Source organism: Streptomyces katrae (assembly GCF_000966975.1).
In the GTDB taxonomy this organism is placed as follows: Bacteria; Actinomycetota; Actinomycetes; order Streptomycetales; family Streptomycetaceae; genus Streptomyces; species Streptomyces katrae.
In genome coordinates, this window is sequence record NZ_JZWV01001117.1 from 1 (window position 1) to 6,466 (window position 6,466).

Genomic DNA, 6,466 nt, shown 5'->3' on the forward strand with positions numbered 1-6,466 from the left:
GTGGCGTTCAGCGCCGCCACCAGGTCGACGCCGCCGAAGGCCTTCGGGTCGGTGCCCGTGGCGTGGGCGGTCAGGACCAGCGTGGCCAGGGCGGCCGGGTTCCGGTTGGACCAGGATGCGGAGTTGTTCTTGAGCCACTCCAGCGCGCCCGCAGCCGCCTGCCGGTGTCCGGCCGCCGCCAGGGCGATCACGGCGTCGGCGGTGTTGCCGGTGTCCGGGGTCGGCTGGTCGGCGCCGGGCGTGACGGCCGTGAGGTGGCCGTCCTTCTTCAGGGCCTCGGCCAGGTAGCCGGCCGCGGCCTGGGCGGCGGCCGCCGGGTCCGCGGCACCCGCCGGGCAGGCCAGCGGGGCGGTGGGGGTGTCGGTGGTGGCGGGCTCGACGAGCGTGCCCTTGCCCAGGCCGGCCAGGACGGCGGCGGCCGTGGCGTCGGCGTTGGCGGCGAGCTTGCCGTCGGCCGGCTGGTACCCGAAGGCGCCCCGGTCGCCGGCCGGCTCGGCGGAACAGCCCAGCTGGAAGGAGAGCAGGCCGTCGTAGGCGGACTTGCCGGCCTTCGACTTCACCTCGGCCGGCTTCTCGCCCGCCACGGCGAGCGCGCTGATCACGATCGAGGTGGAGCTGCCCTCGCTGGGGGAGCCGGGGACGTAGGCCCAGCCCCCGTCCTCGTTCTGGACGGACTTCAGCCAGTCCGTGGCCTTCTTGACCTGCGCGTCCTTGCCGCCGAGGGCCTTCAGCGCCTGGACGGCCACGGCGGTGGCGTTCGTGTCGTACACGGTCGTCGCGTCACAGGCCTTCGTGGCGTCCGCGCGGAACGAGGCGAAGCCGCCGTTCGCGCACTGCTGGCCGGTGAGCCAGTCGACGGCCTGCGGGGCGGGCTTCTCGCCGACGGTCTGCTGGGCGAGCAGCGCGAAGGACTGCCGCCACACCCCGTCGTAGGAGGGGTCGGCCTTGCCGAAGAGGCCCGAGGGGATGACCGGCGGCGCGGAGGGGGCGGGCGGCGGCGTGTCGGCGAGGGCTGCGGGGGCGGCGCCCACGCAGAGCACGGCTGAGGCGGCGAGCGCGGCGGCGCTGCGGCGGACGTTCATGGCGGGGCGGGTGCCTCTCGTGCGGGGAGCGGGAGACGGGCACGCGCGGGCACCGGGCTCCGGCTCCGTTTACCTCGACGGTGCCGGCCGCCGGAGGCTCCGGCGGCACGAGCCGCGCACCTCCGCTACGGGGCATTCCGGCTCCCCGCCCCGCGCGCTGCGGGCCGGGTCACGGTTGCGGGTCAGCGCCGGATTCGCACCGGCTTCCCCCCGTACGGAAGTGTGGACGACGGCCTCACTCTACCGGCCCGTACCCCGCGGGCCCCGGGGCGCCGGACCCCCGCACCCCCCGGCCCGCGCCGCTCAGACCGCCCGGTACGCCACCGGGTCCGTGCCCGTGACCGCCTCCGCCCGGCCCTGTTTCACCAGTCGCCGCAGGTGGGCTTCCGCTTCGGAGACGGCGATGTTCCGCGAACCGTACGGGATCTGCTCCCAGGGCCGGTTCCACACCATGCGCTCCGCCAGCCCCCACGGGGTCAGCGGCTCGGCCAGCAGCAGCCGCCACAGCCCGTCCAGCCGCTCCTCGTGGTGCGCGAGGAGCTCCCGTACGCGGGCGGGGGCGTCGGTGAAGGGGTGCTGGTGGGCCGGGAGCACCTCGGCCGGCTCCAGGCGGCCGACGCGTTCGAGGGAGTCGAGGTAGTCGCCGAGGGGGTCGGTGACCCGGGTGTCCTCCGGGGCCTCGTACAGGCCGATGTGCGGGGAGATCCCGGGCAGCAGGTGGTCCCCGGAGAAGAGCCGGCCGTTGCCGGGCAGGTTCGCGGGATGGGCCTCCTCCAGGTGCAGGCAGACGTGGCCGGGGGTGTGTCCGGGGGTCCAGATCGCCCGCATCCGGCGCCCGGGCAGCGGCAGCAGCTCGCCGGGGACGATCTCCCGGTCGGGGACGGCGGCCCGCAGTCCCGGCAGGGTCCGCGTCCGGCCGCTCTCCCGGGCCGCGCGCAGCGGTGCGACGTGCTCCTCGGGGGCTCCCGCGGCGGTCAGCTTCTCGCCCATGTAGTCGAACCAGTGGCCCGGATCGGCGGAGCGGGTCCGCAGGACCACCTCGGTGTCGGCGGCGTGCATGGCGATCCACGCCCCGGACGCCTCCCGGACCTTCCCGGACAGGCCGTGGTGGTCGGGGTGGTGGTGGGTGATGACCACGCCGTGCACGTCGGCGACGGCGATGCCGAGCGCGCCGAGTCCGGCGGTCAGGGCGTCCCAGGAGCCCGGGTCGTCCCAGCCGGTGTCGACCAGGACGGGGCCGGAGCCGGTGTCGAGGACGTGGACCAGGGTGTGCCCGAGGGGGTTGTCGGGGATGGGGACCTTGATTCCCCAGACACCCCCGCCGTGGTCGGTGACCTGTGACATGACCTCTGACATGGGGGCTCCCTGGCCGGCTCGATCCACTCTGACGAGAACGCGTTCCAGTAGTAGCCCAAGTCGACCGTCCGCCAACAGTCCTGACCGTGCATCGGCTCTTCTGCGACCCCTGTCCCGACCGTGGACTCCTGGAACTAGAACTGGTATCAGTTCTGCGACATCGGTGAGAGCGTGTGCAGCCCCTGGAGGCATCGGACATGACCGAGCTCGTGGAACACGGACAACTGTTCATCGGCGGGGAATGGACCGATCCGCTGGGCACCGGCACCATCCGCGTGGTCTCCCCCCACACCGAGCAGGTCATCGGCAGCGTCCCGCACGCCTGCGAGGCCGACGTCGACCGGGCCGTCGCCGCCGCGCGCAAGGCCTTCGAGGAGGGCCCCTGGCCCCGCCTCACCCTGGACGAGCGCATCGCCGTCGTCTCCCGCATCAAGGACGCCATCACCGTCCGGCACGAGGAGATAGCCCGCTCCATCAGCTCCCAGAACGGCTCCCCGTACTCCTGGAGCGTCCTCGCCCAGGCCCTCGGCGCGATGATGGTCTACGACGCCGCCATCACCGTCGCCCGCGACTACCCGTACGAGGAACGCCGCCAGGGCGCCCTCGGCCCGATCCTGGTGCGCCGCGAACCGGTCGGGGTCGTCGCCGCCGTCATCCCGTGGAACGTCCCGCAGTTCGTGGCCGCCGCCAAGCTCGCCCCGGCGCTGCTCACCGGCTCCTCCGTCATCCTCAAGCCCTCGCCCGAGGCCCCGCTGGACTCCTTCATCCTGGCCGACATCGCCCGCGAGGCCGGGCTGCCCGAGGGCGTGCTGTCGGTCCTGCCCGCCGACCGGGAGGTCAGCGAGTACCTGGTCGGACACCCCGGCATCGAAAAGGTCGCCTTCACCGGCTCCGTCGCGGCCGGCAAGCGGGTCATGGAGGTCGCCGCCCGCAACCTGACCCGGGTCACCCTCGAACTCGGCGGCAAGTCCGCCGCCGTGATCCTGCCGGACGCGGACCTGGAGGCCGCCGTCGCCGGGATCGTCCCCGCCGCCTGGATGAACAACGGCCAGGCCTGCGTGGCCCAGACCCGGATCCTCGCCCCGCGCAGCCGCTACGGGGAGATCGCCGAGGCCCTCGCGGCCGCGGCCGGCGCCCTCGTCGTCGGCGACCCCCTCGACCCGGCCACCCAGCTCGGCCCGCTCGTCGCCCGGCGCCAGCAGCAGCGCTCCCTCGACTACATCCGCATCGGCCAGGAGGAGGGCGCCAAGATCCTCACCGGCGGCGGCCGCCCGAAGGGCCTGGAACGCGGCTGGTACGTCGAACCCACCCTCTTCGGCGACGTCGACAACTCGATGCGGATCGCCCAGGAGGAGATCTTCGGCCCGGTCGTCTGCCTGATCCCCTACACGGACGAGGCGGAGGCCTCCCGCATCGCGAACGACTCGGAATTCGGCCTGAGCGGCAGCGTCTGGACCGCCGACGTCGACCACGGCATCGACTTCGCCCGCGGCGTCCGCACCGGCACCTTCAACGTCAACACCTTCAGCCTGGACATGCTCGGCCCCTTCGGCGGCTACAAGAACAGCGGCGTGGGACGGGAGTTCGGCCCCGAGGGCCTGAGCGAGTACCTGGAGCACAAGATGATCCACCTGCCGGCGGGCTCCTGATGGGCGACCGCTGGCAGGTGGAGGTGGACCGGGGCGTCTGCATCGGCTCGGGCATGTGCGTGAACCACGCCCCGGACGCCTTCACCCTCGACTCCGCCCGCCAGTCCCACCCCCGCACCCCCGAGACGGACGCCAACGAACCCACCCTCACGGCGGCGGAAGGCTGCCCCGTGGAGGCCATCCTGATCACCCTCGCGGCCACGGGCGAGCCGGTCTTCCCGCCGGAGGACTGACGGCGGACGGGCCGGAGCCGCCCGGCTCCGGACGGCGCCCTCCAGCCCGGCGGCGCCTGACCGGCACCCCGGCTTTCCTCCGGCGCCCGACCGGAGGATCGTAGGAGGTGTGACCGGTAGGCATCGCCACTGGGAGGTGCGTCATGCGCAAGGTCATGGACTGCAGGGAGTACCCCAGCGAGGTCGGATGCACCCTGACGATCATCGGTGAGGAAGACGAGGTCATGGACGCGGCCGTCCAGCACGCGGTCGCGGTGCACGGCGAGGAGGACACCACGGAGTTCCGCGACGCCCTGCGCGGCATGCTGAAGACCGAGGTGGCCGCCTGACGCCCGACCTCAGGGCAGCCGCCTGAGCTCCTCCAACGCCTCCCGGGCGGAGAACGACTCGAAGAGACGCAGCACCGGCCCCTGCCCGGACGCCAGGACCCCGTAGTACTCCGGAATGAGCGAAAGGTCCCCCCAGGGCTCCTCCACATGAGCCCGGACGAGCAGTCGCCCTGATCCCGTGGACCGTATCCACGGGATCAGGAGGAACCCGTCCAGCGCGGGATCACCGACGCCGACGACGGTGTCCGCCCCCTCGACCAGCTCCAGCTCCGCCGGCAGCCCGTCCCCGGGACACTCCACCAGCCGCCGGGTGACGGCCTCCCGCACCCCCCACCCCTCAGCCACCACCGCTATCTCAGCCCGGGTGTCCTCCCCGATCCGCACCCGGTGCCGCAGCAGCGCGTCCACCAGGTAATCCAGGCCGGCCTCCTGCTCACCGACCGCCCAGCACACCCGCACCTCATCACCATCGGGGTCAGGCAGCAGGGCGGCGAAACGATCCCAAACCAGAGCTTCGTCGATCACCCGCAGAGCCTACGACGCCTACCTAAAACGGGATGCGCGCGATCTTGCCCCCTGCGAAGCTGCGCCGGTGAACCGTGAACAGATCTCGAAGCTGGCCCATACCCACCACCCCATCAAGTCCCCCCTGAACGACGACTCGGTCAGCAGCCTCCTCTCCCAGGCCCTCCCACGCGGCGACGAACGCGTCCTGGACCTCGGCTGCGGCAGCGCGGAATGGCTCCTGCGCGCCCTGACCACGCACCCGGACGTCCACGCCGAGGGCGTGGACATCTCCGAGAGCGACCTGGAGGAGGCCCGCCAGAAGGCCGTCCGCCTGGGCATCGACGCCCGCCTGACGCTCCACCACCAGAAGGCCGAGGACTTCACCTCCCCCCACCCCTTCGACCTGATCCTCTGCGTCGGCTCCACCCACGCCCTCGGCGGCCTCCTCCCCACCCTGGAGGCGGCCCGCACCCACCTCGCCCCCGGCGGCCGCGTCCTGATCGGCGACGGCTTCTGGGAACGCACCCCCACCCCCGAAGCGATCGAAGTCCTGGGCGACTTCGCCGACCTGCCCACCCTGGTGGACCAGGTGGTCACCAACGGCTGGACCCCCGTCCAGGGCCACACCAGCACCCGCCAGGAACTGGACGACTACGAATGGTCCAACTGGGGCACCCTCGCCGACTGGGCCCTGGACCACCCCACCCACCCGGACAGCCCCCAGATCCTCACCTGGGCCACGACCCGCCGCACGGAATGGCTCCACACCTACCGCGACTCCTGGGGCTTCACCACCCTCATCCTCCGCCCCACCCCGGCCTGACCCCGCCCGCCGGGGGTCAGTCCGTCCACTCCCTCCAGCACCCGCCCAAGAAGCCCGGCGCTGGGCCCGGCGGGCGTGCGGCTCGTCTTGAGCCTCACCGGGTGCTGCACGGTCGGCTGGCGATGCCGAGCGCCTGGCGCTCTCACCGGGCACGCCCGTCATCCAGATCATCCGCACGGCCTTCGCCGAGGGCGGCCGCCCTGTCGAGGTCAACGACATGACCCTGGACTCGGCGTCCTACGTCCTGGAGTACGACTTCGACGCCCGCTGACACCCTGGTCGTCCTTTGCTGCGGGTATCAGCCCCAGATGGTCGTCGGACGCCGGGATTCGAGGAGTACGTAGCGATCTGTGGCGCCCGCCGGCCCCGGGGGACGCTCTCGCCGTCATTCGCTGCGGGTATCAGCCCCCGACTGCCGCCGGACGCTGAGACTGGAGGAGCGCGTAGCGATCTGCCGCGAATCGCGGCCCCGGGCGGCACTCATGGC

Annotated in this window: 7 protein-coding genes and 1 pseudogene; 5 read left to right on the forward strand and 3 right to left on the reverse strand. The window is 72.8% G+C overall.

Going from position 1 to position 6,466, the window contains the following annotated elements:
• Both VR44_RS33300 and VR44_RS33305 read right to left on the reverse strand, forming a co-directional pair.
• Window positions 1–1,082 (reverse strand): SCO2321 family membrane protein (locus tag VR44_RS33300; RefSeq protein ID WP_045951370.1); only part of this gene is annotated, 1,082 nt, incomplete at its 3' end.
• 303 nt (window positions 1,083–1,385) lie between these two features.
• Window positions 1,386–2,426, reverse strand: coding sequence for a Strvi_7410 family MBL fold metallo-hydrolase (locus VR44_RS33305; RefSeq protein ID WP_045951376.1), 1,041 nt, complete (start codon window positions 2,424–2,426; stop codon window positions 1,386–1,388).
• A gap of 209 nt (window positions 2,427–2,635) precedes the next feature.
• On the opposite strand from VR44_RS33305, the gene VR44_RS33310 reads away from it, so the two are divergent.
• The 3 genes from VR44_RS33310 to VR44_RS33320 all read left to right on the forward strand — a co-directional run bounded on the left by VR44_RS33310 (window position 2,636) and on the right by VR44_RS33320 (window position 4,649).
• A complete protein-coding gene (locus VR44_RS33310; RefSeq protein ID WP_045951371.1) occupies window positions 2,636–4,087 on the forward strand; it encodes an aldehyde dehydrogenase in 1,452 nt (483 codons plus the stop codon).
• Window positions 4,087–4,320, forward strand: a complete 234-nt coding sequence (locus tag VR44_RS33315) for a ferredoxin (protein ID WP_045951372.1) — start codon at window positions 4,087–4,089, stop codon at window positions 4,318–4,320. The genes VR44_RS33310 and VR44_RS33315 overlap by 1 nt, the downstream gene beginning before the upstream one ends.
• Before the next feature lie 143 nt (window positions 4,321–4,463).
• The gene (locus VR44_RS33320) at window positions 4,464–4,649 is read left to right on the forward strand and encodes a DUF1059 domain-containing protein (RefSeq protein WP_045951373.1); all 186 of its coding nucleotides are present in this window, start codon (window positions 4,464–4,466) and stop codon (window positions 4,647–4,649) included.
• Between the two features lie 9 nt (window positions 4,650–4,658).
• On the opposite strand, the gene VR44_RS33325 is transcribed toward VR44_RS33320, so the two are convergent.
• A complete protein-coding gene (locus tag VR44_RS33325) occupies window positions 4,659–5,174 on the reverse strand; it encodes a hypothetical protein (RefSeq protein ID WP_045951374.1) in 516 nt (171 codons plus the stop codon).
• A gap of 67 nt (window positions 5,175–5,241) precedes the next feature.
• Between VR44_RS33325 and VR44_RS33330 the strand changes: the two genes are divergently transcribed.
• Both VR44_RS33330 and VR44_RS43225 read left to right on the forward strand, forming a co-directional pair.
• Complete coding sequence (locus tag VR44_RS33330; RefSeq protein WP_045951375.1) at window positions 5,242–5,979, forward strand: SAM-dependent methyltransferase; 738 nt, start codon at window positions 5,242–5,244, stop codon at window positions 5,977–5,979.
• Window positions 5,980–6,121: 142 nt separating this feature from the next.
• Window positions 6,122–6,250 (forward strand): annotated as a pseudogene (locus VR44_RS43225) (GntR family transcriptional regulator); the annotation flags it as partial.
• Window positions 6,251–6,466: the final 216 nt, after the last annotated feature.